Source organism: Acinetobacter shaoyimingii (assembly GCF_011578045.1).
GTDB classification, from domain to species: domain Bacteria; phylum Pseudomonadota; class Gammaproteobacteria; order Pseudomonadales; family Moraxellaceae; genus Acinetobacter; species Acinetobacter shaoyimingii.
In genome coordinates, this window is record NZ_CP049801.1 from 2,006,387 (window position 1) to 2,033,103 (window position 26,717).

Annotated in this window: 23 protein-coding genes; 14 read left to right on the forward strand and 9 right to left on the reverse strand. The window is 37.1% G+C overall.

The window, feature by feature from the left end; genetic code table 11:
• Positions 1-152: 152 nt before the first annotated feature.
• Both pepN and G8E00_RS09035 read right to left on the reverse strand, forming a co-directional pair.
• A complete protein-coding gene (gene pepN / locus G8E00_RS09030) occupies positions 153-2,762 on the reverse strand; it encodes an aminopeptidase N (protein ID WP_166223853.1) in 2,610 nt (869 codons plus the stop codon).
• Between the two features lie 192 nt (positions 2,763-2,954).
• Positions 2,955-3,824, reverse strand: a complete 870-nt coding sequence (locus G8E00_RS09035) for an IS982 family transposase (protein WP_166221390.1) — start codon at positions 3,822-3,824, stop codon at positions 2,955-2,957.
• Between the two features lie 224 nt (positions 3,825-4,048).
• On the opposite strand from G8E00_RS09035, the gene G8E00_RS09040 reads away from it, so the two are divergent.
• From G8E00_RS09040 to thiM, 3 genes are all read left to right on the forward strand, one after another.
• Entirely contained in the window at positions 4,049-4,312 is a 264-nt protein-coding gene (locus G8E00_RS09040; RefSeq protein ID WP_166009644.1) for a hypothetical protein, read from the forward strand.
• 481 nt (positions 4,313-4,793) lie between these two features.
• A complete protein-coding gene (locus tag G8E00_RS09045) occupies positions 4,794-5,957 on the forward strand; it encodes a hypothetical protein (protein WP_166223856.1) in 1,164 nt (387 codons plus the stop codon).
• 9 nt (positions 5,958-5,966) lie between these two features.
• Complete coding sequence (thiM, locus tag G8E00_RS09050) at positions 5,967-6,830, forward strand: hydroxyethylthiazole kinase (protein ID WP_166223859.1); 864 nt, start codon at positions 5,967-5,969, stop codon at positions 6,828-6,830.
• 100 nt (positions 6,831-6,930) lie between these two features.
• Here the strand turns inward: thiM and G8E00_RS09055 are convergent, their stop codons facing one another.
• Positions 6,931-7,155 (reverse strand): hypothetical protein, encoded by a 225-nt coding sequence (locus tag G8E00_RS09055; RefSeq protein ID WP_166223861.1) that lies wholly within the window; start codon positions 7,153-7,155, stop codon positions 6,931-6,933.
• Positions 7,156-7,416: 261 nt separating this feature from the next.
• Between G8E00_RS09055 and G8E00_RS09060 the strand changes: the two genes are divergently transcribed.
• Both G8E00_RS09060 and G8E00_RS09065 read left to right on the forward strand, forming a co-directional pair.
• Positions 7,417-7,680, forward strand: a complete 264-nt coding sequence (locus G8E00_RS09060; RefSeq protein WP_166009636.1) for a type II toxin-antitoxin system Phd/YefM family antitoxin — start codon at positions 7,417-7,419, stop codon at positions 7,678-7,680.
• Entirely contained in the window at positions 7,667-7,930 is a 264-nt protein-coding gene (locus G8E00_RS09065; protein WP_166009635.1) for a Txe/YoeB family addiction module toxin, read from the forward strand. Before G8E00_RS09060 ends, G8E00_RS09065 begins: the two co-directional genes overlap by 14 nt.
• 139 nt (positions 7,931-8,069) lie before the next feature.
• On the opposite strand, the gene G8E00_RS09070 is transcribed toward G8E00_RS09065, so the two are convergent.
• The 3 genes from G8E00_RS09070 to G8E00_RS09080 all read right to left on the reverse strand — a co-directional run bounded on the left by G8E00_RS09070 (position 8,070) and on the right by G8E00_RS09080 (position 12,404).
• Positions 8,070-8,432, reverse strand: coding sequence for a 5-carboxymethyl-2-hydroxymuconate Delta-isomerase (locus tag G8E00_RS09070; RefSeq protein ID WP_166223865.1), 363 nt, complete (start codon positions 8,430-8,432; stop codon positions 8,070-8,072).
• A 64-nt stretch (positions 8,433-8,496) separates the two neighbouring features.
• A complete protein-coding gene (locus G8E00_RS09075) occupies positions 8,497-10,212 on the reverse strand; it encodes an AAA family ATPase (protein ID WP_166223869.1) in 1,716 nt (571 codons plus the stop codon).
• A gap of 131 nt (positions 10,213-10,343) precedes the next feature.
• Positions 10,344-12,404 carry a hypothetical protein gene (locus tag G8E00_RS09080; protein ID WP_166223872.1) on the reverse strand — a complete coding sequence of 687 codons (2,061 nt, stop codon included), beginning with the start codon at positions 12,402-12,404 and terminating at the stop codon, positions 10,344-10,346.
• Between the two features lie 266 nt (positions 12,405-12,670).
• On the opposite strand from G8E00_RS09080, the gene G8E00_RS09085 reads away from it, so the two are divergent.
• Both G8E00_RS09085 and G8E00_RS09090 read left to right on the forward strand, forming a co-directional pair.
• Positions 12,671-13,513 carry an SDR family NAD(P)-dependent oxidoreductase gene (locus G8E00_RS09085; RefSeq protein ID WP_166223875.1) on the forward strand — a complete coding sequence of 281 codons (843 nt, stop codon included), beginning with the start codon at positions 12,671-12,673 and terminating at the stop codon, positions 13,511-13,513.
• A gap of 140 nt (positions 13,514-13,653) precedes the next feature.
• Entirely contained in the window at positions 13,654-14,616 is a 963-nt protein-coding gene (locus tag G8E00_RS09090) for an alpha/beta hydrolase (protein ID WP_166223878.1), read from the forward strand.
• Positions 14,617-15,013: 397 nt separating this feature from the next.
• On the opposite strand, the gene G8E00_RS09095 is transcribed toward G8E00_RS09090, so the two are convergent.
• Complete coding sequence (locus G8E00_RS09095) at positions 15,014-16,195, reverse strand: helix-turn-helix domain-containing protein (RefSeq protein WP_166223881.1); 1,182 nt, start codon at positions 16,193-16,195, stop codon at positions 15,014-15,016.
• Between the two features lie 326 nt (positions 16,196-16,521).
• Here G8E00_RS09095 and exaC point away from each other — a divergent pair, with 326 nt between their 5' ends.
• From exaC to G8E00_RS09130, 7 genes are all read left to right on the forward strand, one after another.
• Positions 16,522-18,033, forward strand: a complete 1,512-nt coding sequence (exaC, locus tag G8E00_RS09100; RefSeq protein ID WP_166223885.1) for an acetaldehyde dehydrogenase ExaC — start codon at positions 16,522-16,524, stop codon at positions 18,031-18,033.
• A 206-nt stretch (positions 18,034-18,239) separates the two neighbouring features.
• Positions 18,240-19,676, forward strand: coding sequence for an ethanolamine permease (gene eat, locus G8E00_RS09105; RefSeq protein ID WP_166223888.1), 1,437 nt, complete (start codon positions 18,240-18,242; stop codon positions 19,674-19,676).
• 12 nt (positions 19,677-19,688) lie between these two features.
• Positions 19,689-21,071, forward strand: a complete 1,383-nt coding sequence (locus G8E00_RS09110; RefSeq protein ID WP_166223891.1) for an ethanolamine ammonia-lyase subunit EutB — start codon at positions 19,689-19,691, stop codon at positions 21,069-21,071.
• A 10-nt stretch (positions 21,072-21,081) separates the two neighbouring features.
• Positions 21,082-21,897 (forward strand): ethanolamine ammonia-lyase subunit EutC, encoded by an 816-nt coding sequence (gene eutC, locus G8E00_RS09115; RefSeq protein WP_166223893.1) that lies wholly within the window; start codon positions 21,082-21,084, stop codon positions 21,895-21,897.
• Positions 21,898-22,689: 792 nt separating this feature from the next.
• Complete coding sequence (locus tag G8E00_RS09120) at positions 22,690-23,772, forward strand: hypothetical protein (RefSeq protein ID WP_166223896.1); 1,083 nt, start codon at positions 22,690-22,692, stop codon at positions 23,770-23,772.
• 28 nt (positions 23,773-23,800) lie between these two features.
• A complete protein-coding gene (locus G8E00_RS09125; RefSeq protein WP_166223899.1) occupies positions 23,801-24,472 on the forward strand; it encodes an AzlC family ABC transporter permease in 672 nt (223 codons plus the stop codon).
• Positions 24,469-24,789, forward strand: coding sequence for an AzlD domain-containing protein (locus G8E00_RS09130; RefSeq protein ID WP_166223902.1), 321 nt, complete (start codon positions 24,469-24,471; stop codon positions 24,787-24,789). The genes G8E00_RS09125 and G8E00_RS09130 overlap by 4 nt, the downstream gene beginning before the upstream one ends.
• A 100-nt stretch (positions 24,790-24,889) precedes the next feature.
• Here the strand turns inward: G8E00_RS09130 and G8E00_RS09135 are convergent, their stop codons facing one another.
• Together G8E00_RS09135 and G8E00_RS09140 are read right to left on the reverse strand one after the other, a co-directional pair.
• On the reverse strand, positions 24,890-25,942 hold the full coding sequence (locus G8E00_RS09135) for an NAD(P)-dependent alcohol dehydrogenase (protein WP_166009621.1): 1,053 nt from the start codon (positions 25,940-25,942) through the stop codon (positions 24,890-24,892).
• A 184-nt stretch (positions 25,943-26,126) separates the two neighbouring features.
• Complete coding sequence (locus G8E00_RS09140) at positions 26,127-26,714, reverse strand: 2-hydroxychromene-2-carboxylate isomerase (protein ID WP_166223905.1); 588 nt, start codon at positions 26,712-26,714, stop codon at positions 26,127-26,129.
• Positions 26,715-26,717 lie beyond the last annotated feature (3 nt).

Below are 26,717 nucleotides of genomic sequence, written 5' to 3' on the forward strand. Positions count from 1 at the left end.
TCATCATAAACCAACATATGTGATTAATACAATAAAAAATAAATATATTTTGATACATATCACATATTATTATTTTTTGTGATTTAAAAACACAAAAACACCCCTAAAAAGGGGTGCTGTTATAGGATTTAAATGAATAATATGGTGATAAATTAAACACTCAACATACTATTCAGGGTTTCTGACACATTTTTAGATTTCACTAAAGGTTTTAAAGCCTCAAGTTCATTTTTCACTTGTGATCGCTGTGGTTCTGCCAATGTATACCAACGTGACAAGACTTGAAGAAGACGAGAACCTAAAATTGGATTTTTCTCATCTAAGTATTTTGCTAAACCAATATAATGCTGAACACCAAAACTCCACGTGTTGGCAGGATTATTACTCAAGCCACCACTCACTGAGCGAATACGATTTGGTGTACCTAAATCATAGTCTGGATGTTGAGTGAGTGCCTCAATGGTTTGTGCTGTCGCATTTGGATGTGCTGCTTGCACCATAAACCATTGATCAAGTGATAAAGGCTCATCCTTAAAGCGTGCATAAAAATCAGTTAAAGCTTGCTTCGCTTGGGGAGCATCATTCCATACCAAGACACGCAATGCACCTAAACGCTCTGACATATTATGTGTCGTTTGATATTGCTGATAAGCAAAATCGAAAGCATCAGTATCGCCTTGTCGGGCAATCAAACTGAGCATAATATTTTTAATAGCACGTACACCCATGGCTTGAGAGAAATCTTTTTGTATTGCTGGATCCAGTGCCAAATACGTCTCTTTACAGAATGAACCCAATTCACGTGCCAATGTATCCAGCAAGGCATTACGTTGTTGCTTGATTTGATCAGGGTTGTATTCAACATCGATACGACTACCCAAATAACCTTCAGTTGGCACATCAAATAAACGTGAAGCCAAAAGTGGATCTTTTTCAACGACATCTGGCACTGTTTTTTTCATGGCTTGAATATAAATTGATGCATCATGACCATTGAGTAAAATACGTTCCAATAAGGTTTGAGTTGCCTGCCATTGGTTAAAGCCATTGGTTTCATATCGCATCAGGAACGCCAATTGCTCATCTGTATAATTAAAAACTAGATTTACAGGTGCTGAGAAATTACGCAATAAAGACACCACAGGTTGAGAAGTTACACCTGTAAGTTCAATACTCGCCTCTAATTGATCAAATAAATAAACACCATCTTTGACATTGTTTTCTACCAATGCATCTGAATGAAGTGTGTATTGTTCGCCTGTTTCAGCATTGAATAATGCTAAAGCGACAGGAATTGGCACTGCTTTTAAGTTTGGATACTTTGGATGCGGTTTTAAACTTTGTTTAAAGCTTAGACGGTACGTTTGATTTAGTGCGTCGTACTCACCTTTTGCCTCAAGCTTTGGTGTGCCTGGTTGGTTATACCATGTTAAGAATGCTGATAAATCGACACCAGAACCTGCTGTGAGTGCTGCAACCCAGTCTTCAACTGTTACAGCTTGACCATCATGGCGTTTAAAGTATTCATCTGTACCTGCACGGAATTTTTCTTTTCCAAGCAAGGTCGCCATCATGCGGTTAATTTCTGCACCTTTCTCATACACTGTAGCAGTATAGAAGTTATTAATTTCAACAAAATGATCCGGACGTGGCGGATGAGACAATGGACCTGAATCTTCAGGGAATTGATGTGCTTTTAATACTGCAACATCATCAATCCGTTGTACCGCAGCCGATTGTAGATCTTCTGAGAAGGACTGATCACGGAAAACGGTTAAACCTTCTTTTAAGCACAATTGGAACCAGTCACGACAAGTAATCCGATTCCCTGTCCAGTTATGGAAATATTCATGGGCAATGACTGACTGTACACGCATAATTGCTGCATCTGTCGTGAATTCTTCATCTGCTAATACACAAGAGGTATTGAAGATATTTAAACCTTTATTTTCCATTGCGCCCATATTGAATTGGCTGGTGGCCACAATCATATAATTGTCTAAATCATACGGACGACCATAATGTTCTTCATCCCAACGCATAGAATGCTTCAAAGCTTCCATTGCGATATGACATTTTGGAATATCTTTTTCTTCAGCATAAATTTCTAAAGCAACATTTCGACCTTCAGAAGTGACATATGAGCCCTTAAGAACAGCTAAATCACCTATCACACATGCAAATAGATAAGAAGGTTTTTTGGTTGGATCTTGCCAAATCGCATAATGACGACCTTCACCAGCCTCGCCTTTTTCAAGCAAATTACCATTTGCCAATAGCACAGGAAATTTCTTGTCAGCTTCAACACGTGTGGTGAATTCTGCTAATACATCTGGACGGTCAGGATAGAAGGTAATTTTACGGAAGCCTTCAGGCTCATTTTGAGTAACAAATAAATCACCCCCCGCCAAATAAAGCCCTTCCAATTGAGTATTGGTTTCTGGATGGATCACCACAGAGGTTTCAATAATGGCATGATCTGGTGCATTCTTAATCACCAACTGTTCAGAATCGAGCACATATTGTGAGTTAGAAAGTTGCTCACCATTGAGTTGTATCGATTTCAACTCTAAATCACGCCCTAAAAGCACCAAGTCACCTTGAGTTTGACGCTTCATGACCAGTGTTGAATTCACATTGGTATGATCAGCAAAAACCTGTATATCTAAATTGATAGATTCAACAAGAAAGGTAGGTTTTTGATAATCTTTTAAATAAACAGTTTGGTCTGCTTCAACCACTGGATTTGCTGCGATATTCATATGATGTCCTGATCCCTATTGTCTCAGCCAGATATAAGCTTAGTATGTCTTGATCATACGACAAGTTGATTGCTCTGTCTGCGCTATTCATTTGAAATATATATGGGCACTTTATCTATTTTTTTCAATTGTCACCCGACAGGATTTATACAAATTCTGCACTTTGATTATTATTCTTAACCCGAATCCTGCTTAAGCCGATGACTCCATAATTTGAATCGTTGGCTTATTTCGATGGGTTAATTGATATGCACATAACGAAGCATAAATTCCGCTGAGAAATCCATAAGTACTACGTGCTTTACTCGTCACTAAATGATATTGCCCTTTCAATAAGCTGAATAATGTTTCTATCTTATTGCGTTGCCTTAGGTGATATTCATCTGATGCACTGAGTTGAACAGATTCCATGTTCCTCCGATGATAAGTAATTAAGTCAATACCTTGAACTTGCAGCCTGCGCTTTAATTCTTGGCTGATGTAGCCTCGATCCCCGTAAATTTTTCCTTTTAGGCCATCAACTAATTGCTCAACCATTTTTATGTCAGCAACATGTCCATTCGATAAAGCAGAACAGGTAATTTCACCAAATTGATTCATCGCAATATGTAATTTACAGCCATAGAACCAACCCATTGAGCTTCTACCGCGTGATGCAATTTGGACTAATGATTTATGGCGTTGAATACGTTGATTTTTACAAACTGGCAGAGTTGTTGAATCAATCCATAAATATTGTGTTTCTTGACCTTTCATCAGCGCCACATGCAAAGCGTGTAGAGCCAATTGGTGCATATTGATCAGATGAATCATCCTTTGATAGCAAGGCAAGTATTTAAATAAATAGCTTTTATCTTCTTTTAACCAAGTGAAAAAGGCTTTGAAATTAGTGAAATGAGAGGATTTATACCAAATAGCAATAAAGATAATTTCTGAAAGACTGAGTTGAGCAACTCGGATTCTTGAAAGTTTGCCATCTTGCTTGAGAAATTTCCAATAAGTTGCTTCAAATTGTAGAAAAAAGTCATCAATTAAGCAGAATAATTCGGTACTATTGAACATTAGGACTAGGGTTGTGAGTTTGGTGTGGTAACTCAACTGATGGCTCTAGTCCTTCTATTTTTCAAGTCAATTTCTTATCCGCGATTCGGGTTATTCTTAATCGAAACTATTCTCAAAAATATATTTTAAAAAATCCAAACTGGTTACATTTTGAGCACGATTATTGCTTATACATAGGTGTAATACTTCACTAAGATTATAAAAGTTATCACAAGGAGCTAAAAATGAGTTTAAAAAATCATGTGGTTCGCGCAGGAAATGTAAAGGCTATCCAAACGCTTCATGCAGCTGGTTTGGATCATAAAGTCATTTCAATGTTTATGAATTGTGAGGGAATACAATTACAACCTTCGGATGTTTTATCGATTCTAAAAAGCTATGATCTTTTGGGTCATCAAAAACTATCGAATAAAAAAGTACAGGCTTTGATTGCTGCTAAAAAGCTTGTTGAAGATGATGACTCACTGCCTTGCCCTGCATCATATTAAGTTCCAATTTTCTCATAAGATTTGAACTTAAAATGCAATACCAAAATCCAGTGACATCGTTAATATTTATTTTAATCTACCAATTAAATACCTAAGGCATGAAGATCAAACCTTGTTCTTCATGCCTTTTGTTTTGGATATATAATTTAGATATATAAAACAGATGTTTCAGTAGAAGATTCTTTATTAGATCATACAATGATGACTATGGAATGCACTTCTAAGCATTTCTTGTGAACACAAATAAACACATGAAAATTCATCAACAATCGTTAACTATTTTTCATTTTAATACATAAAGCGATTTCATTGATCCTAACGCTTAGGCTATTTTGACTATCAAATAGCGCTTGTTTTGTATATTAGCGTTTCAGTCTTAAAAATAAATCATCAGAATGAATCGACATGAATATACGCATACCAATTCTAGTCAGATGTGTATAATCAAATTTATCTCTACCATTATGTGTCGTCGCTATTCATGTTGCTTCAAATTCTGCAAAAACAGTTAGATGAAAGTACCAATTGTCCTTTGTGTCAGGCTGCGATGTATTGGATTGAGGCGGAACAATATGATCAGCCTATCCTTTTTCATGAATGCAGTAATTGTCAGCATCGTGTTTATCAGGATACTAAAATCAATTGTCATTGTAATCGTTGCTTAGTTAAACGTAAGAAAATGATGGCTGAAACTCGTTTACAGGAACAACGTAAATTTAACGCGAAAAATAAAGATGTTTTTGAGTTTGATCTTAATCAACTGAGTTTTATGCACAAATTATTTTTACTCAGCATTTTAGATAATCACGTGCAAGAAAATAGCAGTTATCAAGAGTATATCGATTGGGATACCATTAAATATCACAGTATTACCCCGAATTACTTATTTCAAAATTCACTCATTAAACAATTAGTTAAAGATCAAATTTTATTGCCTAAAGATTTTTCTGATGAAGCACAACATTATTATATTAACGTTCGTTTAGATGGATATTCAGAACCCAGCTTATTTAGTATTACGCAGCATTTAAGACATCAATTTTATGAAAATTTAACTCTTGGTGTACCATTTAAAGACGCTGAGGAAGTTAAAAGTGCTTTATATACGGTACTTTATCAAGAAATTGTCCAATTTATGCAGTTTTATTGCCGTACTTGGGGTATTCAAATTGCTGGTAATCAAAATTTTCAAAAATTTTGTTTCCGTTTGATGGATGGATTGGCCGTGGGTCAAATTTATTATTTGATTCAAACAGCACTGGAATATCTGCACAAAAGTAATGCGCTACAAAAGAAAAATGACAATTTTATTAATACCAATATTTTAAAGAAAACTTTAGAACAATATCGTGAACGTTCACTGACTGAAAAGTGGGAAACATCGACTTTACCTCGCCCACCAAATATTCAATTCAGTAAAATGAGTGAAATTTTATTTTTCGAATTTTTAGGCTACGATGAAAGTATTTTCTTCCAACCGATTTGGCGTTCATGGAAAAAAATAGAACCACGCCTAAATTTTTATTCACAAAAACGTTGTATGCATTGTGGCTCAAATCAGCTTACGGTTGAATATGATGCAAATGACTATGTTTCGTTATATTGCCAAAATTGCAAACACCAAGACCATTATTTCACCCGTTGAGGGATTGCTATGAATCATCCAGAACTATTATCCAATTCTTTATCGCATGAGCAATTAGATACTCAGGTGATTTTGCAACACGTCGTCAATGCTTGGAAACAATTACAGACTCAGCAACCTTTGGTGCAATGTATTACCAATATTGTTGCTGCTAATTATGCCGCGAATATTTTATTGGCTGCAGGTGCATCACCTGCCATGGTGGATAATCCTTTTGAGGCGGAGAGTTTTACCACCATTTCAGGGGCGCTCAGTATAAATGTAGGTACACCTCATACTGAACAGATGCAAGCCATGCGTATTTCTGCACAAACTGCCCAGCGCACAGATACCCCTTGGGTATTGGACCCTGTAGGATATGGCGCGGTATTGCCTTGGCGAACTGAAATGGTGAATGAGTTATTAACCTATAAACCAACTGTAATACGTGGCAATGCGTCTGAAATCAGCACACTTGCGGGTGATCAGAATGTTGAAAGCAAAGGCGTTGACAGTACTTTAAAGAGTGCAGATGTGTATGAACATGCTAAAGTGTTACTGGAACATTGTGAATGCGTGGCGATTTCTGGTGAATCTGACTACATTATTTCTAAAGAATATAATGCCGTAATTCAAGTCAATGGTGGTTCGCACTTGCAACCTAAAGTCACGGCAACTGGATGTGCCTTAGGTGCGTTAACTGCAGCATATTGTGCTGTAACCACCCCCACTATTGCGTGTATTGCGGCACATGTTCATTTTGCAATAGCTGGAAAATTGGCATTTCAGAAAGCACAAACTGTCGGCAGTTTTAATGTGGCATTTTTAGATCATGTCCATGGATTAACGGATGAAACTATTGAGCAGTATGGTGATGTGCAGGTTTTAACATAAATTTTAAAAATTAATTCAATAATTGGACCATACTTAAATCAATATGGTCCAATTATCCCATTCATAAACCTCCCTTCAACTCTTATAGCTGGAAGATGATTTAAAACCCTCTCATATCTTGCGCTATTGTTTTGGCAAAATTTGCTAAACTAATATCTTTGAACATTAGAAACTTAGAAAGTTCAAACCACTCCCTAATCGACAAATCTTCTATAGCTTTTAGTGGAGTCATCTTTGAAGGTAAATTTTTGTTGATGTCTGCCAAAAACATTTTTTCCATTGTGTCATACTGTTCTTCACTAACTGTAACATCTAGATTTTTCATAAGAAATCACCTTAAATTTAGGAGTTTTAATTCTAGCTTACAAAAAAATGTGCTTATTTTATTATTCCTAATTTACTTAATGTACAGAATTCTGTACATTAAAATTCAGAGCTTAAGTTAGAATCTATCCTAAAAGGTCAATACAATTTTAAAGCCTTCGGTATTTACATCAGCCAGTGGTGCGATAAACTGATCGGATATTACAAAGTATTTGGTCAATATTATATTCATCACGCTCCTTCTCTATTTATAGGAAAATTTATGCACGTATTCACCTATACCGATGCACGTAACAATCTAAAATCGGTTTTAGACAAAGTTATTGAAGATGCAGATGTAGCTGTTATTACACGTAAAGAAGGTAGCCATGCTGTAGTGATGGGACAGGAACATTACGACAGTTTAATGGAAACCCTCTATTTACTTTCCTCTCCTAACAATGCAACACGCTTAAATGAATCCATAGCTCAGTTACGAGCGTCACAAACAAAACAAAAGGATTTAATTGAAGATGACGATTCGTAACATTGAATGGACTGATCATGCTTGGGAAGAATATGTCTACTGGCAGACACAGGATAAAAAGGTACTCAAGCGTATAAATGCTTTAATCAAAGAGTGTCAACGCACTCCATTTGAAGGAACAGGTAAACCAGAACCATTAAAGGCAAATCTATCAGGTTTCTGGAGTAGACGAATTGATGAAAAGCATAGATTGGTCTATGAGGTTTGTGATGAACGGATTAGTATTGTGCAATGTCGTTTCCATTATTAGCTAGTAAAGCCAAACTTAGTTATGAGGCTTTTTTGATTCTTAATATCGAATTAACGTCAAAGTGTTAAACCTAATCTCAAGAAATTTTCATTAAAAGTATTCAAACCATAATTACTACTAAGCGCACTAAACCCTGTCTTTACTGAGTTGTTTTACGATAAAACGCTCTCGGCATTTCTGAAATTTCGACGCAGAGCTGAACATTTGAACCAGAAGCATCATAGCTCTTAAAGGCATTTAAGCATTTACTTAAATCATCTGCCATTTTTGCCTTTTGTTCATCTGTGCGACCCATCAAAATGTATAAACAGACGTGAATATAAGCTTGATGGGTATCACCAAAGCCAATCAGAAAATTTTCATTGGCACGAATACGCGTCTTAATTTCATCTGGATGACCAATGAGTCCTGTATCAAATAATGCGTGATTTAAATCTTGCATCAATGATTGACAGTTTAAATCTTGAATATTGTCAGAATATTCAACAATCATTTGTGGCATAACATGTATTCCTATTCATCATCAAACTGATGATGAATCAATCAATTTCAAATTGCTCACAACATTATTCGATGTAAAGTAATGCCAAACGCACTTGGTCATAGCCCATGCGTGGACTTGTCGCCTCAACAATTGGACGAAGTTTAATACTTCCATCTTCAGCAAAATGTTCAGGACTTTGACGTTTCTTCAATTTTTTATAAATTTTACGCACTTGCTCTACGATTTCTTCACCAGGATGCGCCACAGAAATATCTAGCCCCTGCTCTTTATGCAATTTTCCTAAGTGATTAATAATGGTTGCAGGCGTTAAACCACGCTCTACCGCAATATCTTGGATCTCATACCCCCCCAAGAACAACTCCTTGGTTTCATCCAAAGTTGCTGTCGCATAGTTTTGCTTGCCTGCATTTCTCGCAATTTTTTTCTCATTGCGTGCAATTTCAGTTTCATTCAATGTTCCACCACAATGGCGAATAAATGCTTTGTGCTGTGGTTCTAAATCAATATCTGCAAAGTGTTCTTCAGCTTCTTGTGACAACTCTTGGAAACGTCGATCAGCCTTAATCGCCAAACTATCCAGTTCTAAAGCTTGCTCGTTAAAACCGAGTAAACGCAGCCCTTCTATCGACTTTAAACGAGAAAGTGCAACATAACCCTGACCTTTTTCAAAGGTACTGGCCAAATTGATTTCTGCGGCAGCCAAGGTCATGCCTTGCGACTTATGAATGGTAATAGCCCAAGCTAAACGTAATGGAATTTGTTGAAAACTGGCAATGGTTTTACCTGCATCATTATCTACAGACCATGTTTCAGGCTCGACCAATAAAACCGTGCCATCCGTCAGTTTAACTTTGGGTAAAATGCCATAGTCATCGACCTCTTCAAAACTAATCACTTCGCCCAAACTGCCATTGATATAGCCCATATCGAAGTTATTTTTTACAAACATCACTTTGGCGTGCTTTTTCAATGTCAGTTCTTCAGGTGCGCGTACAGAAGACTTTAAGGTTTCAATCAGCTTTTCATTTCCATCAATATTGGCATTAAATTGATGACTATCCCCTTCAATATCATTGAGATGCTGAAAGTTAATATTATCGACATCCATGTTGTGGGTATACAGACGTGTAAATGTGTCACCAATATCTTGCTGACGTGTTGCTTGCAAGGCACGAATATGTTCAGCCTGAATGCTCTGTGAACGTATTGCATTTAAAATATCATTCAATGCTGAATCATCTTGACGATGTTGCTCAGTTAAATAACAAACTCTAAATTTAGCTTCCACCCACGCCTGCGACATAAAACAAAATTTATCGCGATTCTTTTCATCATTACGCCCCACAGGCGGTAACTGGAAAAAGTCTCCTGCGGCAATCACTTGTATGCCACCAAAAGCTTCATCGGATTCTTTGAAATATTTAAGGACTTGATTGACCAAATTCAGTTGCTTGGCATGGAGCATCGATATTTCATCAATAATTAAAACCTGAGCGCTCTCAAGATGTTCCTTGAGATATTTACGCTCTTTCATGCGTTTTAAATCATCATCCGATAAAAAATCTTTAATACCAATGCCAGCCCAAGTATGAATGGTCATGCCATTCATATGCGTTGCGGCAATCCCTGTAGATGCGGTGATCGCCACAGGAACTTTACGCGCTTTTAAATAATTGATGTACTGATTTAAGGTATAGGTTTTCCCTGCACCGGCAGAACCTGTCAAAAAGACACTTTCACCCGCTTTCATTAATTTAAGTGCAGTTTCTTGCTTCATATCAACCCAACCTTATCAGACCGTCATAGCCTAACCATTTTTAAAGAAAAAGTTAAGTTGAAAATCAGTTGTCTAACTTTGCCACGACAAATCATGACCAGTTTATAGTTCATACAAAATCTAATGGATGATCATGCATTTAAACTTTGATTAAGTGATTGAATAAATTTTTGAGCAATTTCTTCAATTTCTTCAGATGCTTTTTCATTGTTCGCAAAACGTAATTGATCAAAATGCAATTGTTTATTTTTTAAATAACATCCCAAAGTTAAATGAAGATGTTCATCATCAAGCGATGCCATATGAAATGCCGCATAGCCACCATCAACAATAAGTTCAGTATAGGACAACGCCAAACAATGCTTATACACCAGTGACTCATTGATAATCTGTTTCAAACTATTGAGTTCACTAAAGATCCAAGCATCATATTGAATTGGTTTCTGATGTGTAACGCTCGGCCATTCATCAACATTTACCCGTCTACGTAGCTGATTCAATGTGTCTTCCAAGTAGACCTGTTCATGCCATTTGATCGCCTTTTGATACAACCCTGTCCATGTCACATTTTTAGCAATATTGGGTTGTCGTTGAAACAGATCAATTAAATAATCTGCAACATAGGATTCAAAGATACCCATATTTTGGTTGAGGTAACGATGCTGATGTTTAAATAAACTTCTAAAATCTTGCACTTCCAATTGGTGCTTTTTCAAACTGTGAAAAAAAAATGGACTTTGCTGTGTTTCTGGTTCAATAAATTGGATTAAATCGGCTGGAATATTTTGAACAATATCATTCAGATATTGTATAAATGCTTGTATCACTCGATTGATATGCTTAAACACTTGCTTTGCAATTTTGGGATCCAATGCAACCTGCTTATGGAAAATTTGCAACCATTCTTCAACATACAATACGTTTGCAGGAATGTCTTGGCATCCGTGTTGATCATCGCTTACAGCTTTTGATTGATTACTTATAAATGGATCATGCGTTTTGACATGAGTATGTTTAATCCAATCATTGCGTAATGCAAATTTTGCACATTCTTGAACAAATAAACGTGCAGATGACGATTTAAAATATTTTAAAGTCGCCAAAATCACGTGTGGAGGGTACGGCGTGGTATGTAAAAAACTCAGCGCTATCATGGTCATTCTGACATTTGCATCGTCAATGTGTTGCGATATCCAATCATTAACGATTTGATCTTGTCTAAACAACCAATTCACTGTTCTTTTTAAATAACAAATCGGATAGTTAAGCGTACGTTCAGACTTTTCATGCGAATTATTCAAGCCAAATTGATCATCCCAATATTCATGATCTGGCTCTAAAAAAATGTCTTTGCTGAAAATATCTTGGTATTGCCAATAACCACGTTTGATGCGACGGGCAAATCCCAACAAATGAGGATTTTCTTGAGCATGGTGTCGCAGCAAATCATAATCCTGTTGATGTTGAAGCAGATCTGCTAAACAGTAGCGCTCAGGCATCGTTATTTGCATAATCCGATAAATATATGCAGGAATAAAAGCTTGTGCTGATAAACAGAAATGTTCATAAGCAGGAATAACTTTTTGAATCGCTAAAAAACTTTCGCCAATGATTGAGTTTATTAAACATAAATGTTTAATATTCACTTCAACATGCAAAGGGATTGCCTGTCCTAAACCAGCATAGTTTTTTAAATAGGAAACATTGTAATAACCTGCTTCAATCATCAGCTGATCAATACATTCTGCTTCTTGTTCAGTTAAGTTATATAAATACTGCTCTACACGGTTTTCACCATCTACCCACTCAAATACAGATTCAACAATAATTTGCCTAAAAATTTGAACTTTGCTTTGTAAAAATAAAGCGTCGACGGTGTTAGAACTATTCAGAAAAAAATGAATATCATTAAATACAAAATCAGCAATTTTTTGCACTGATATATTGGGATGAGGCGTCGAAAACTCGATTAAATGTGGATTTTCCTCAGCAATATTGACTTGCACTAAACCATCGGCAATCGTGATTTTCTGTTGTTCTTCATGCACGACAAATAGATTATCAGGCGTCAATGACCAGACATAAAACCACTGATCTTGAAAAATTTGCTTCAGTGTTGGTGAAAGCTCCAGCAATTTTTGAGCTGTTTGCTGATGATTCTGTATCTGAATTTTTTCTACATCCAAATCCATACTCGAGCCTTAACATAAATCATTGATTTAAAAATTAACTTAAGAATAGACCTAAAGCTAATTCACCACAAACAAAAGCTTGCAAGCATATCCCATTTCAGCACATCTAAATCATTGAGATTGATTGAGTACATAGCTTTATCTACGTTCTGCATCTACTGTAAAATTTGGCATTATAAAATGGTTCTACAATATTTTAGATTAAATTTGACAATTTACATTGTCCAGATTACAAATAAGCATGAATCACAAGGATAATCATAAAAATGAAAACCATCGTTATAACAGGTGCAAATACAGGTATTGGTTTTGCAACCGCTAAAAAATGTGTTCAAAGTGGTCATCATGTGATCTTAGCTTGTCGTAACCTTGAAAAAGCTAAACAAGCAAAACAGCAATTAGACACCCTTGCACAGCAACATCAGGCCAAAGTTGAGATTGTCCAACTTGAATTGAACAGTCTACAAAACGTGAATGATACTGCAAATGACATTTTATCTCGTTTCCACAAAATTGATGTTCTCGTCAATAATGCAGGATTACTTACACCTCAGCTTGAAAGCACACAGGATGGTTTTGAAAAACAAATCGGTGTGAATTATCTAGCTCACTATTTATGGACACTTAAGCTGTTACCTTTACTGAAAAAATCAGATGCCGGACGTATTATTCATCTTGCTTCACTTATGCATTTGGCAGGTTCTATTCAATTTGATCAATTCAAAGCAGATGATGTCACGCGATACAATGGTGTGAAGCGTTATGGCAATAGCAAATTAGCTAATCTTCTGATGAGTAATGTATTGGCAGAAAAGTTGAAAGATACACCAATAACCAGTAATGCAATTCATCCAGGTGGAGTCGATTCAGAAATCTATCGTGATTTACCCAAATACCAATATGCCGTGATTAAACTTTTTCTGATTCCCCCTGCAAAACCAGCACAGTTGATTCATGACATTGCGTTTGATCCTGCATGGGCAAATCGTTCTGGTGAATATATCAGTTTACAAACGCCTGCATTTAAATCAAGAAATGCCAAAGATATACAACTTGCAAGAAAGCTTTATGATGTATCTTATGACTATGTAAAACAGTATCTTGAATAATCTTTTTATCAAAGGATATTTGTATTTCCGATATGCGTTGCATTATTAAAAGCTTTGATGTTTCAACCGCTACGAAAAACAAACTCCTCCTGATCAAAAATCAAATAAGAATGATTTAAATTTAATGACATGGAGTCTTTATGAATCACGTTTTCAATCAATATCAAGCAGATATTTTAGGTCCAGGTTATGAATGCATGACCTTATCTTTCCCTGATGATTATGAAGGCTCTGTAGTTGCCAATTTGGTTCGTAAAAAAGCCAATGCGAAAACCTCAAAAGCGGTGCTCTATGTGCATGGCTTTATTGATTATTTTTTTCAAACTGAAATGGCAGAACAATTTAACCAACACGGTTATGATTTTTATGCGCTTGATTTAAGAAAATACGGTCGTTCCTTATTGCCTCATCAAAAACCTTATTTTGTTTTAAACCTTCGAGAATATGATGCTGAAATTACAGCTGCCTTAGAGATTATTGGCCAAGAAGAACATGAGCATGTGTTATTAAGTGGACACTCAACGGGCGGTTTAACCACTACACTATATGCAGCACATTATCCAGATCATCCATTGATCAAAGGTCTATGGCTCAACAGTCCTTTCTATGACTTCAATATGAATATCATTAAGAAAAAAATTGCCTTACCGCAACTGAGTCGCCTTGGCGCTAAATTTCCAAATCTCAAATTTCCGAGTGAATTAAACAAATGGTATGTACAAAGTTTACACCGTGATTTTTTTGGAGAATGGGAGTTCAATCTCAATTGGAAACCTAAAAAGTATCCAAAGGTATATATCAGTTTTGTACATGCTATTTATGAAGCGCAGAAAGAGATTCATCAAGGGATAAAATTAAATATTCCTGTACTTGTTATGCATTCAGACAAGACCAGAAATCCAAGATTATTCAACCGTGATGCACGTACCAGTGATGTGATTTTAGATGTTAAAACCATCCAAACCTACGCAAACAAGATACAAAGTGATGTCAATGTCATTACAATTAAAGACGGTTTGCACGATTTAGTGCTTTCAGCTGCCAATGTTCGTGAAAAAGTGTACACACAGCTTTTTGCATTTTTGAAAGATAAAAACCTCTAAGTATACTTTGGGGAGTAGCCCATTTTGAACACGAACATTGTTCAGTTTTAAAATGAGCGTTCTTTTATAAATCGTTTTTTAAAAGCATCTTTTAAAAAATCAAAGTTCATTGGCACTAGGCTCAATGGTCAATAAAAGCGCTTAAGTTGCACCATATTTAAATCTGCAAAATTGATCATATAAGGGAGAATTGAACAATAACGTCTCCTCTTACAACGCTTTTTCTCATCTGTTGAGTAACGAGTGAACACTGATCATCAATGTTTAATAATTGAATAATGTCTTAATAAAAGAAGTGTGCCCAAACCAATATATTAAAAGCGCAGGTCAACGTTTATTCTGAAAGCACATGATGATCATGACGAACTTTTTTTAATTTGAAATCCTCAGTAAAAAATTATCGTTCATCAATATAACGAATAAGCTTTTGGTATATTGGATTATCTGTTGGGATCAGTTCAATCAACCGTTCAATTGCGTCAAAAGCCTCGGGGGAATGCGCCAAATGTTTAAATAAGATGTCGGCATCTTTGGCTTTAAAAATAGCATCGCTCAGTCTAGATTCTAAACAATCCCGCCAAGCCATTAAAAATGGACTTTCTGTACGGGTTAAGAATACCCCTTTACATAAGTTGAGTGCCGTTTCGGTATACCCAGCATCGAGTGCTTGCTCAACTTGTAAAAAATCACCTTCAACTTGAGCATTGAGGCGGTAAGGACGTGAACTAAGCAGATTGCCTAAAATTTCACGTAAATGTGACATTTCGGCCTTTAAAGTCCCCATACTAATTTTACGCTCACCATATAAGGCTTGGTGTAATGCTTCTAAATTCAAGCCTTGCGGACATAATGCAAGGATAGTCAAAATTTCAATCTGACGTGGTGTGAGTACTACAATTTTGCCATTAAACAAAACTTGAGGGATGGAAAAAGCACGAATGAATAAGTGATGTTGTTGTGTTTCGATTAAAGCTGTTTGAATAATCGAGGCACAGCGTTCAGCAGCCAATAAGCCCAAACTGTTGTGATGATTCCAAGTGGTAGACAAGTCAATCACGCCCACAATTTGTTTAGAATAAGGATCGACAATGGGTGCTGCATAACATACCCAATCTTGCACAGAGGACATGAAATGTTCATTTGAAAACACACAACATGATTGCTTTGTTTTTAATGATAGTGCTAAAGCATTTGTACCCACCAATTCTTCACGCCACTGCCCACCTTGAATAAAATGAACACGCTCAGCTGCACTTTGCATTTGTCCACTTGATGCAGTCCAAACAATAGTGCTTCCAACATCACCTATAGCGACCACCATTGAAGATTGTTGGGCTAAACGTTTTAACTCATCTTGGCACATGGTCACTGCATGATGAAGTGCTGTTTGTTCAGTGCTTTTTTGTTTAGCTAAAGGTGCGGCATAACGATCTGTGGGTATAGATGCCATTTCTGAGCGTTGCCAAGAACTGACGATGCTTTGCCCAAGTTGATGTGCTTGACGTGATGACAGGCTGGTATTTTGTCTTAAGCGCTCAATCTGATCCCGTTGTTGAATTAAAGCTTGGGTATTGATCATAGAAACATCCTTTTATTTGTGCTTTGCCGATCACTGGCTTATTTTCTGAGCATTTCATTGCATCATCATGACATTTGCTAGCTGTTCAATTTATCTTAACGCAATCTCGTTATAAATAAGAAACAATTCACATTTAGAAATGATTTTGTGCATTTCATAAAGATCGAATATGTTAACTTTTTTATAGGCTTATGCCGATAACTAAAATGACCAACCTTTTTCCAACCTTAGCTTGCCTATGCTCAAATTGAATATAGGTGTAAAGCATCAAGACTGAAATCTTGGTTCAGCATCATCATGGATAATAACTGAATAGGGATAAGATTATGCGCTACGCAGACCCAAATACTGATGGCTCAAAAGTACAATTTAAATCACAATACGAAAACTTTATTGGTGGCAAATGGGTAGCACCCGTCAAAGGTCAATATTTTGACAATGTCTCTCCTGTCAATGGTCACCCTTTTACTAAAATACCGCGTTCGAGTGTTGAAGATATCGAATTAGCATTAGATGCTGCACATGCAGCGAAAGACAAATGGGGCAAAACCTCTGCAACCGATCGTTCAAATCTACTTTTAAAAATAGCAGATCGTTTAGAAGCAAACTTAGAATTACTTGCTGTTGCTGAAACATGGGATAACGGTAAGCCTATTCGTGAAACGCTTGCAGCAGATATTCCACTGTGTATCGATCATTTCCGTTATTTTGCAGGTTGTATCCGTGCCCAAGAAGGCGGAATCTCTGAAATTGATGAAGATACCATTGCCTACCATTTCCACGAGCCTTTAGGCGTAGTCGGTCAAATCATTCCTTGGAACTTCCCTATTTTAATGGCGGCTTGGAAACTTGCACCAGCTTTGGCTGCAGGCAACTGTATTGTTTTAAAACCAGCTGAACAAACACCAGTCAGCATTTTAGTTTTAGCTGAATTGATTCAAGATTTACTACCACCAGGTGTACTCAATATTGTCAATGGCTACGGCGTTGAAGTCGGTCGCCCATTAGCAACCAATCCACGTATCGCAAAAATTGCATTTACAGGCTCAACTGCTGTCGGACAGCTGATTATGCAATATGCGACTGAAAACATTATTCCAGTCACTTTAGAGCTTGGTGGTAAATCTCCAAATATCTTCTTTGAAGATATTATGGATAAAGACGATGAATTCTTGGATAAAACCCTTGAAGGCTTTGCTATGTTCGCTTTAAACCAAGGTGAAATTTGTACTTGTCCTTCTCGCGCATTAGTACAAGAAAGTATTGCAGATAAATTCTTGGAAATGGCAGTTGAACGTGTAAAACGTATTAAGACGGGTCACCCATTAGACACTGATACCATGATTGGTGCTCAAGCTTCACAAGAGCAACAAGACAAAATCTTGGGATGTATTGCCACTGGCCGTGAAGAAGGTGCGCAAGTGTTAACTGGTGGTGGAGAACGTCACGAAGTCGGCGAAGGTTTCTATATTGAACCGACCATCTTTAAAGGCAACAACAGCATGAAAACTTTCCAAGAAGAAATTTTTGGACCGGTACTCGCAGTGACCACTTTTAAAGATTTTGATGATGCAATCAAAATTGCCAATGATACGATTTACGGTCTAGGTGCAGGTGTTTGGTCACGTTCAGCACATACGTCTTATCGTGCAGGTCGTGCAGTTCAAGCAGGTCGTGTTTGGACCAATTGTTACCATATCTACCCTGCACATGCTGCGTTTGGTGGTTATAAAAAATCAGGAATTGGACGTGAAAACCACAAGATGATGCTCGATCATTATCAACAAACCAAAAACTTGTTGGTGAGTTACTCAACCAAAGCCATGGGCTTCTTCTAATTTAGAAATGAAGGAATTACGGTGGCAAGGCGTTGCCGTAATTCTCCTTATCTATTGAAAAATCGTAGTGATTACGTTCTAAGCCAGATAAATCCGTTTAATGATAAAAATATATGCATTCATACCGTGACAAAAAAACGTCATAGGATGTGGTATTGAAATTGCATTGATTGATGGATCAAACATAACAATATTAGGAGTTTATCATGTCTGATATCGACGCTGGACATTCAGCACCTCTCCCTCCCTCTGAAACACAACAAGAATACTTTGAAAAACGTCAACTCAAACAAGGCGCTGTCGGCTGGTTACTCCTAGTCGGTTTAGGTGTTGCCTATGTCATTTCTGGTGACTTTGCAGGATGGAATTTTGGTCTTGCGCAAGGTGGCTGGGGTGGTATGTTTATTGCCACGGTCGTGGTTGCCATCATGTATCTGTGCATGTGTTTATCCATGTCAGAAATGTCGACCATGCTCCCGACCGCTGGTGGTGGATATAGTTTTGCCCGTACAGCATTTGGCCCTTTTGGTGGGTACCTGACAGGAACAGCCATTCTCATTGAATATGCCATCGCACCTGCAGCCATTGCTTGTTTTATTGGTGCATATTGTGAATCACTTTTTGGCGTGGGTGGTTGGATCATTTATCTGATCTGTTATTTAGTCTTCATGGGCATTCATTTAAAAGGTGCTGGTGAAGCCTTAAAAATCATGTTTGTGATTACCGCTATAGCTGCAGTTGCTTTGTTTGTTTTTATCATTTCGATGATTCCGCATTTTAATAGTGCAAATCTATTTAACATTGCTGTAAGTGATAAAGCTGGCGCGAGCACCTTCTTGCCATTTGGCTATATGGGTATTTGGGCTGCTGTACCCTATGCCATTTGGTTCTTCCTTGCTGTTGAAGGTGTACCACTGGCAGCAGAAGAAGCCAAAAATCCTACTAAATCGCTCCCACGTGGTTTAATCGGTTCAATGTTAATTCTTGCTTCATTTGCCCTGTTAATTTTGTTCTTAGGCGCAGGTGCTGCAGGTGCAGATTTACTCAAAGATTCAGGCGCACCATTGGTCGATGCTTTGGTTGCGGTATATGGACAAAATACATGGCTTGCAAGCTTTGTGAACTTTGTAGGTCTGGCGGGTCTCATCGCAAGTTTCTTCTCGATTATTTATGCTTACTCTAGACAAATTTTTGCTTTGTCTCGTGCAGGTTATTTACCGACATCGTTATCGCTCACCAATAAAAATAAAGCGCCTTACTTAGCGATCATTATCCCAGGCATTATCGGTTTCTTGCTGTCGCTCACTGGTGAAGGTGATCTACTGATTTTAATGGCTGTTTTTGGTGCAACGATTTCTTATGTATTGATGATGCTCTCTCACATCAAACTTCGTATGAGCCGTCCAGATATGCATCGTCCATATAAAACACCAGGTGGCATTGTAACTTCTAGCATTGCATTGGTTTTAGCAGCAATCGCTGTAGTGGCGGGTTTCTTGGTCGATCCTAAAGTCTGGTTTATGGCAGCTGGGATTTATGTTGCATTTATCGCCTACTTTGTCTTCTACAGTCGTCATAAACTGGTGAAAGGTACACCTGAAGAAGAATTTGAAAATATTCGCAAAGCCGAACAAGAGCTTTAAAAGGATTGAGCTATGTCTTACAAAACATTAATTGCCCATCAGAATTATGTCTTTGCTGATTTAAAAACCCTGATGGCCAAAGCAACACCACTACGTTCGGGGGACGAACTGGCGGGGGTTGCTGCAAGCAATGCAACCGAACGAGTGGCTGCACAAATGGCGCTTGCCGATGTACCACTCAAGAATTTCCTCAATGAAGTTTTGGTCGATTACGAATCTGATGAAATTACTCGCCTGATCATTGATGAACATCGTGCCGATTTATTTGCCCCGATTACTCATTTTACCGTGGGTGATTTCCGTAATTGGCTGTTAAGTGAAGATGCCACCACAGAAAAATTACAACAACTGGCGATGGGACTTACACCTGAAATGGTCGCTGCGGTCAGTAAAATCATGCGTAATCAGGACCTGATTTATGTGGCGAGTAAATGCGAAGTCGTGACTCAGTTTCGTAATACCATTGGCTTAAAAGGTCATTTATCAACTCGACTACAGCCAAACCATCCAACTGATGACTTACTCGGGATTTCTGCCAGTATTTTAGATGGTCTCATGTACGGCAATGGTGATGCTGTGATTGGCATTAACCCTGCGACGGATAATCTGCATAACCTGTCTGAACTACTCAAATTGATGGATCATATTATTCATCAGCATCAAATTCCGACTCAGTCTTGCGTGCTGACCCATATCAGTTCAGGCATTCAACTGGCTGAAAAAAACGTTCCGATTGATTTAATGTTTCAATCCATTGCTGGGACGCAATTGGCCAATGAAGGTTTTGGCATTAGCCTAGATCTCTTACAGGAAGGTTATGAAGCTACACTGGCTTTAAAACGCGGAACTGTGGGACAGAACGTGATGTATTTCGAAACAGGTCAAGGCAGTGCCTTATCGAGCAATGCCCATCACGGGGTCGATCAGCAAACCATTGAAGCACGTGCTTATGCCGTCGCTCGTAAATATAAACCATTATTGGTCAATACCGTGGTTGGCTTTATTGGACCTGAGTATTTATATGACGGCAAACAGATTATCCGTGCAGGTTTAGAGGATCATTTCTGTGGAAAATTACTCGGCTTACCCATGGGCTGTGATATTTGCTATACCAACCATGCCGACGCTGACCAAAATGATATGGATGTCTTACTCACCTTGTTTGGTGCTGCGGGACTGAACTTTATTATGGGCATTCCGGGTTCAGATGATGTAATGCTGAATTATCAGACCACCTCTTTTCATGATGCGTTGTATTTAAGACAGTTAATGGGACTTAAACCTGCACCTGAATTTGATGCATGGCTTTCTGAGCAAGGCATTTTCAAACAGCAACAAGGTCAAATTCAATGGGCGGACAGCATGCCAAGTCAATTCTCAAAGTTATTGGCATAAGGGGATCAGTATGACTTTATTACCAAGTGAACAGTATCAACCTGATCATCATGCTGATCCGTGGGAAAAACTCAAACAATTTACCGATGCTCGAATTGCACTTGGTCGTGCAGGTTGCAGTATTCCCACCCAAGCGATGCTTGAATTTCAATTGGCACATGCCCAAGCACGTGACGCAGTTTATCAAGCTTTAGATGTTGCACAATTACAACAGGCTTTTAGTGCGATGAGCTTAACTTCATTACATGTACAAAGCCAAGCGATAGATAAAGAAACCTATTTAAAACGCCCAGATTTAGGACGTATATTGGATGATGATTCCAAACAAATTTTAAAAGATGATCGTCAAAATAATACAGGTGAATACGATGTCTGTATCGTGGTGGGCGATGGCTTATCTGCCCTTGCCATCGAGGAAAATGCTGTTGCCTTTGTTCAAAATTTAAAAGAACAGATTGATCTTGAAGGTTGGACACTTGCACCCATTGTCATTGCAACAGGTAGTCGTGTTGCTTTAGGCGATCAGGTTGCTGAAATCTTGAATGCTAAAATGTTGGTGATGCTGATTGGTGAACGTCCAGGACTCAGCTCGCCTGACAGTATGGGCATTTATTATACGTGGGATGCAAAAACAGGTTATCTGGACTCTAAACGCAATTGTATTTCCAATGTTCGACCTGCAGGACTGCCCATTGCTATCGCGACACAGCGATTAATGAATTTGATGCGAAATTCAAAAAAACTAGGACTCTCTGGTGTGAACTTAAAAGATGAGCATCAGATTCAGAACATCGAAAGTGATACACCATCAAGATTGTTGTTCTAATGCAGATGGGTAAATCCATTTTAGTGTTTTGAAATATTATTTTTTGAAATAATGCAAAGGGATCACGTTATTTAATTTCATTGATCATGGATACGCGTCCTTTTGCATTATTTGAAGATATATCAATACAGCCATACTCGCATATTTAGACTTTTTAACGCTAAAAACTAAATTAAGATTGATTAAAATCAAAGATATTTAATATTTACTTATATTTTTTAAGTGAAATATAAACTAATAATCAAATTAAAAACCAACATCCCATCAAAAAAAGCAATCTTCTTTAGATTAAAAAAATCATATTTCTAATATTTATAGTCTATTGATTAAATAGATTATTTCTAAATCATATTTATTCATAATATTATTCAATACATAGAAATATTTTAAAAATAACAGCTTATTAAGTACTTTACTTTCCATGTTATTGAATTGTAAAAAAGCTATAAAAAAAGCATAACCATGTTATTAATAAAAGCGGTTAAATAATCCTCTTTTATTTAGCCATTCATAATAAAGGAGTTTAATTATGAAAAATCGTAAAAAGAATGCAGAGTATCTAGGTACTCTATTGGGATAATATAAACATTTAAGTTTATATATAACACCTTAAAATCAGGAGCAATGATCATGAAGAATCGTAAAAAAAATGCTGAATATTTAGGCACCCTACTCGGCTAATCCATTATCCCTCCAAACTTACCATTAGCACATCAATACTGATGTGCTAATGCTTATTTTACTTTGTGACATTTTAATTTTTGCGGTAATGTTAATTTTAAGGTGAAAGATATGGACGTTTTAAATATTAGACCCAATTTTATTAAGACCTTTACCCAACCTGAGCAAGATTATTTTTGTGTAATAACCAATGAATCTCTAAAAGATCAAATTAAAATTACAGATGACTCGAATTATATTGAAAGTCAAATCATCCTCTATCGAAATGAGGATAAATTTGAACACATATTACAGCATAAAGTCCCTGAAAATGCGCATGTGTTGGTGATATCACCCGATGTATTCTTTCAATCTCCTGAACAGAAATATATTGGTGCTCACCGTAAACTAATCGCAATGGCATGTAATTCCACCCCAACCAATCATCATTCCATTCAGCATTTTCTCAAAATTATTGAAAATACAGATCCTGATGCACAACAACAATTTGCAGATCAGTTTTTTGAGATCGGTGAAAATTCTGAATATTTTGAGTTTATAGATCCTGTAAATAACACCCATGCAAAGTTTAATCATCTAGATGAGAGCTATTTATGGAGTGAGCAGGCAGGACATCTTGGTTATGGTGAACAACAACTGGCTCCAGCTGGAGAAATCAGTGTTTTACCCCTAAGGATTCAAGAGTTTGATGAAAATCTACGGCTAGATTTTAATGGCACCATCGCTTTTCAAGGCTCAGCTATTCTACATAATGGCACACCCAGTTTTTTAAGAGCTGATCAGAAAAGATTGCATGATGCATTAAGTGAAATACAGCATCATCCGCTCATTGCCCGAGTTGAACATGGCACTATTGTAGAATTAACAGATCCTTCAGGAAAATGCCCCAATGCTTTTCGTACATTGAAGAGCATGTTTGAAGTTGATTCGCGTTATCGGATTCTTTGGGAAATCGGTTTTGGTGTGAATACTTTTAACGAAATTTTAGCAGGTAATCACGCCATGAATGAGACCTATGGAGCAACACATGGTGCCATTCACTTTGGCTTAGGTTTAACCCCTTATACCCAATATCATCTTGATATTATTTGCCCAAATACAATCGTGAAAAACAACCAAGGTGAATATCTTATTGGTAAAAACACCAGCAAAATGCAAAGAAACAAAACTATTGGTTGCCCTTGTATCGAGTAACGAGTAACTGGCTTTGAGTAACGATTACATGCATACAAGTTATGAACATCATATTTTTCAACGCACCTTCCCTGTATGTTTAGCATTAATACCAATAGGATTTCTCTTCGGCATTCTTGCTGGACAGCAGGGCTTAAATCTAATATCCGTTTTGTTGCTCAGTATCTTTGGATTTACTGGCAGTGGACAATTTATTTTTTTAGGCTTTTATCAGGATCATTTCCTGAAAATCGGTTACTTCACTGCTTTTCTAATTATTTTGAGTATGAACATCCGCTATATTCCAATGACTTTAACGACTATTCCCGCAAAAGCTTACCCTAAAAGTCTTATGCTCTACTCTCATCTTTTATCGGATGAATCTTTTGCAGTAGAAAAAATCACAGATGATTACGCCACTCATTTTAAAATTCGGATTTATGTTTTTCTAACATGGGTTTTATCGACTATAGCTGGCCAAATGTTATCAGCATTCATCCCCAAAGAGATTATCGGTTTACTCAACATTTCATTTCCCATTGCAGCGACTTTGTTTACTTTAAGTCTGCTGAATATCCAATCGAAATATATCAATCGAAAATCAATAAAATTACTTATTCTTTTTTTACTCAACTTATTACTTTTTATGATTATTGGTGCAAATTTATTTTGGCTTCCCGCCATTATTGTTAATTATTTCTTTTTAAAGAGTTTCAAATGAACCAACAAATCATATTCGGTATCATCGGATTATTTTTGATTAGCATATTGGTGAGGATTATTCCTGCATTTTTAAAAAATAAAATAAAGATCGAAACCATTCAAAACATCGAAGAGCATTTACCAATATCTGTATTTATTACCATGGCAACATATCTGTTTATTACTGAATTTCAAAAAAATTCAATTGCTGCTATTACTGGTTTTATGGTGATTGTCATTATGATTTTTTTCAAAATCCAAAATATTATCGTTATTGTAATTACATCTATACTGGTGTATTTAATGATGAATTATTATTTTCCACAACACCTATAATTTAAATAAATTGAGTGGAGCGTTTTTATACAGCAACTCCCCACTCGTTTTCATCACTCTTTATTCTAATGTGATGATTTTCACCACATCAAAACTTCAGTTAAGCATTTTTAAGTGACTGCATATCAATGACGAAACGATACTTCACATCACTTTTCAGCATACGTTCATAGGCTTCATTAATGTTTTGCATATTAATGATTTCAACATCGGATACAATATTATGTTCACCACAGAAATCCAATAATTCTTGGGTTTCTTGAATTCCACCAATCAATGAACCTGCAATGGATTTACGCCCCATTATCATCGGCACAGAATTAGCACTGATTTCACCCAAATACCCCACCAAAACGATAGTGCCATTCAAAGCCAAAGTTGGAATATAAGGCTTAAGATCATGATCATAAGGCACAGTATCGATAATCAAATCAAATTGATTTTTCGCAGCTTTCATCTGCTGTTCATCTGTTGATAATACGATTCGATCTGCACCTAAATCACGTGCATCTTGTTCTTTACTTGGTGAACGGGTAAATAAAGTCACATCAGCACCTAAAGCATGTGCCAATTTAATCGCCATATGACCCAAACCACCTAGCCCTACAACAGCAACTTTTGATTCAGGGCCTACATTCCAATGTCGTAATGGCGACCATGTGGTAATACCAGCACAAAGTAATGGCGCAACTGCTTGTGTATCTAAATTTTCTGGAACTTTGAGCACGAAATCTTGACTACAAATAATCGTTTGTGAATAGCCGCCATAAGTCACACTCTGATCATGACGATCTAGACTTCCATAAGTGCCCGTATTGCCCTGTTCGCAATATTGCTCTAAACCATCATGACACGCTGAGCAGGTACGGCACGAATCCACCATACAGCCAATACCGACCAAGTCACCAACTTTGTATTTTGTCACTGCAGAGCCAATACTTTTCACTCGACCAATGACTTCATGACCAGGAACAATCGGATAACGACTAAAGCCCCAGTCATTGCGTGCTTGATGTAAGTCTGAGTGACAAACGCCACAATATTCAATATCAATAATGACATCATCTGGGCGACTACGGCGCTGTTCAAATTTAAAAGGCACCAATGGACTTTTCGAATCTAAAGCAGCATATGCCAATACTTGCTGAGTCATACCTTATTTCCTTTATTTCACTGCATTGATTGTGTGAATAAAAAATCAAATCACCACAACCATCATACCTCTAAAAGCGACATAATGATGTTTTGTAAGGTGAAGATATATTCAAGCTTTGTGCAAATCTGAAAGAAGTGCTGATATTTCAGCGAATCTTTGATAAGTTTCGGTGTATTTAATTTTACTCAAGTGCCATTTCAACAAAATGTAGACGATCAATCCCCCAAAACAACTCATCCTTTACGAAGAAACTTGGTGCGCCAAATACGCCCCGTTCAACCGCTTCATCAGTGACAAATTTAAGTTCAGATTTAACTTTTTCATCTTCAAGCCATGTTCTAACTTGACTTGCTTCCAATCCCAATTCATCTAACACTTGGATCAAATCTTTTTGATCATTTAAATTACGTGGCGTTCTAAACATCGCATTAAATATGCCTGTCAATATTTCCATAAATCGTTCTGGTAAAAACAATTGCACAGCAGTGACTAGACGCATTAAAGGCAAAGTATTAATGGGAAAATTTGGATTCATTTTCATAGGAATATTCCAAAATTCTGACCAACGTTGCAGATCAATCATGGAATACTGTCCCTTAGCGGGAATCATAATTGGACTACTGTTGCCCGTCGCTTTGAATACGCCACCCAATAGCATAGGTTTATAAATAATTTCTGCATGATGCTTTTCAGCGATTTTTTGTAGCTGATAAAACCCCAAATAACTAAATGGACTACCTAAATCAAAATAAAACTCAATCATATTCATATT

What these genes read in the sequence shown, in the direction of transcription:
- pepN (WP_166223853.1), bottom strand. Translation starts at nt 2,762, where the DNA reads ATGAATATCGCAGCAAATCCAGTGGTTGAAGCAGACCAAACTGTTTAT.
- G8E00_RS09035 (WP_166221390.1), bottom strand. Translation starts at nt 3,824, where the DNA reads ATGTTCAATAGTACCGAATTATTCTGCTTAATTGATGACTTTTTTCTA.
- G8E00_RS09040 (WP_166009644.1), top strand. Translation starts at nt 4,049, where the DNA reads ATGAGTTTAAAAAATCATGTGGTTCGCGCAGGAAATGTAAAGGCTATC.
- G8E00_RS09045 (WP_166223856.1), top strand. Translation starts at nt 4,794, where the DNA reads ATGTTGCTTCAAATTCTGCAAAAACAGTTAGATGAAAGTACCAATTGT.
- thiM (WP_166223859.1), top strand. Translation starts at nt 5,967, where the DNA reads ATGAATCATCCAGAACTATTATCCAATTCTTTATCGCATGAGCAATTA.
- G8E00_RS09055 (WP_166223861.1), bottom strand. Translation starts at nt 7,155, where the DNA reads ATGAAAAATCTAGATGTTACAGTTAGTGAAGAACAGTATGACACAATG.
- G8E00_RS09060 (WP_166009636.1), top strand. Translation starts at nt 7,417, where the DNA reads ATGCACGTATTCACCTATACCGATGCACGTAACAATCTAAAATCGGTT.
- G8E00_RS09065 (WP_166009635.1), top strand. Translation starts at nt 7,667, where the DNA reads ATGACGATTCGTAACATTGAATGGACTGATCATGCTTGGGAAGAATAT.
- G8E00_RS09070 (WP_166223865.1), bottom strand. Translation starts at nt 8,432, where the DNA reads ATGCCACAAATGATTGTTGAATATTCTGACAATATTCAAGATTTAAAC.
- G8E00_RS09075 (WP_166223869.1), bottom strand. Translation starts at nt 10,212, where the DNA reads ATGAAGCAAGAAACTGCACTTAAATTAATGAAAGCGGGTGAAAGTGTC.
- G8E00_RS09080 (WP_166223872.1), bottom strand. Translation starts at nt 12,404, where the DNA reads ATGGATTTGGATGTAGAAAAAATTCAGATACAGAATCATCAGCAAACA.
- G8E00_RS09085 (WP_166223875.1), top strand. Translation starts at nt 12,671, where the DNA reads ATGAAAACCATCGTTATAACAGGTGCAAATACAGGTATTGGTTTTGCA.
- G8E00_RS09090 (WP_166223878.1), top strand. Translation starts at nt 13,654, where the DNA reads ATGAATCACGTTTTCAATCAATATCAAGCAGATATTTTAGGTCCAGGT.
- G8E00_RS09095 (WP_166223881.1), bottom strand. Translation starts at nt 16,195, where the DNA reads ATGATCAATACCCAAGCTTTAATTCAACAACGGGATCAGATTGAGCGC.
- exaC (WP_166223885.1), top strand. Translation starts at nt 16,522, where the DNA reads ATGCGCTACGCAGACCCAAATACTGATGGCTCAAAAGTACAATTTAAA.
- eat (WP_166223888.1), top strand. Translation starts at nt 18,240, where the DNA reads ATGTCTGATATCGACGCTGGACATTCAGCACCTCTCCCTCCCTCTGAA.
- G8E00_RS09110 (WP_166223891.1), top strand. Translation starts at nt 19,689, where the DNA reads ATGTCTTACAAAACATTAATTGCCCATCAGAATTATGTCTTTGCTGAT.
- eutC (WP_166223893.1), top strand. Translation starts at nt 21,082, where the DNA reads ATGACTTTATTACCAAGTGAACAGTATCAACCTGATCATCATGCTGAT.
- G8E00_RS09120 (WP_166223896.1), top strand. Translation starts at nt 22,690, where the DNA reads ATGGACGTTTTAAATATTAGACCCAATTTTATTAAGACCTTTACCCAA.
- G8E00_RS09125 (WP_166223899.1), top strand. Translation starts at nt 23,801, where the DNA reads ATGCATACAAGTTATGAACATCATATTTTTCAACGCACCTTCCCTGTA.
- G8E00_RS09130 (WP_166223902.1), top strand. Translation starts at nt 24,469, where the DNA reads ATGAACCAACAAATCATATTCGGTATCATCGGATTATTTTTGATTAGC.
- G8E00_RS09135 (WP_166009621.1), bottom strand. Translation starts at nt 25,942, where the DNA reads ATGACTCAGCAAGTATTGGCATATGCTGCTTTAGATTCGAAAAGTCCA.
- G8E00_RS09140 (WP_166223905.1), bottom strand. Translation starts at nt 26,714, where the DNA reads ATGAATATGATTGAGTTTTATTTTGATTTAGGTAGTCCATTTAGTTAT.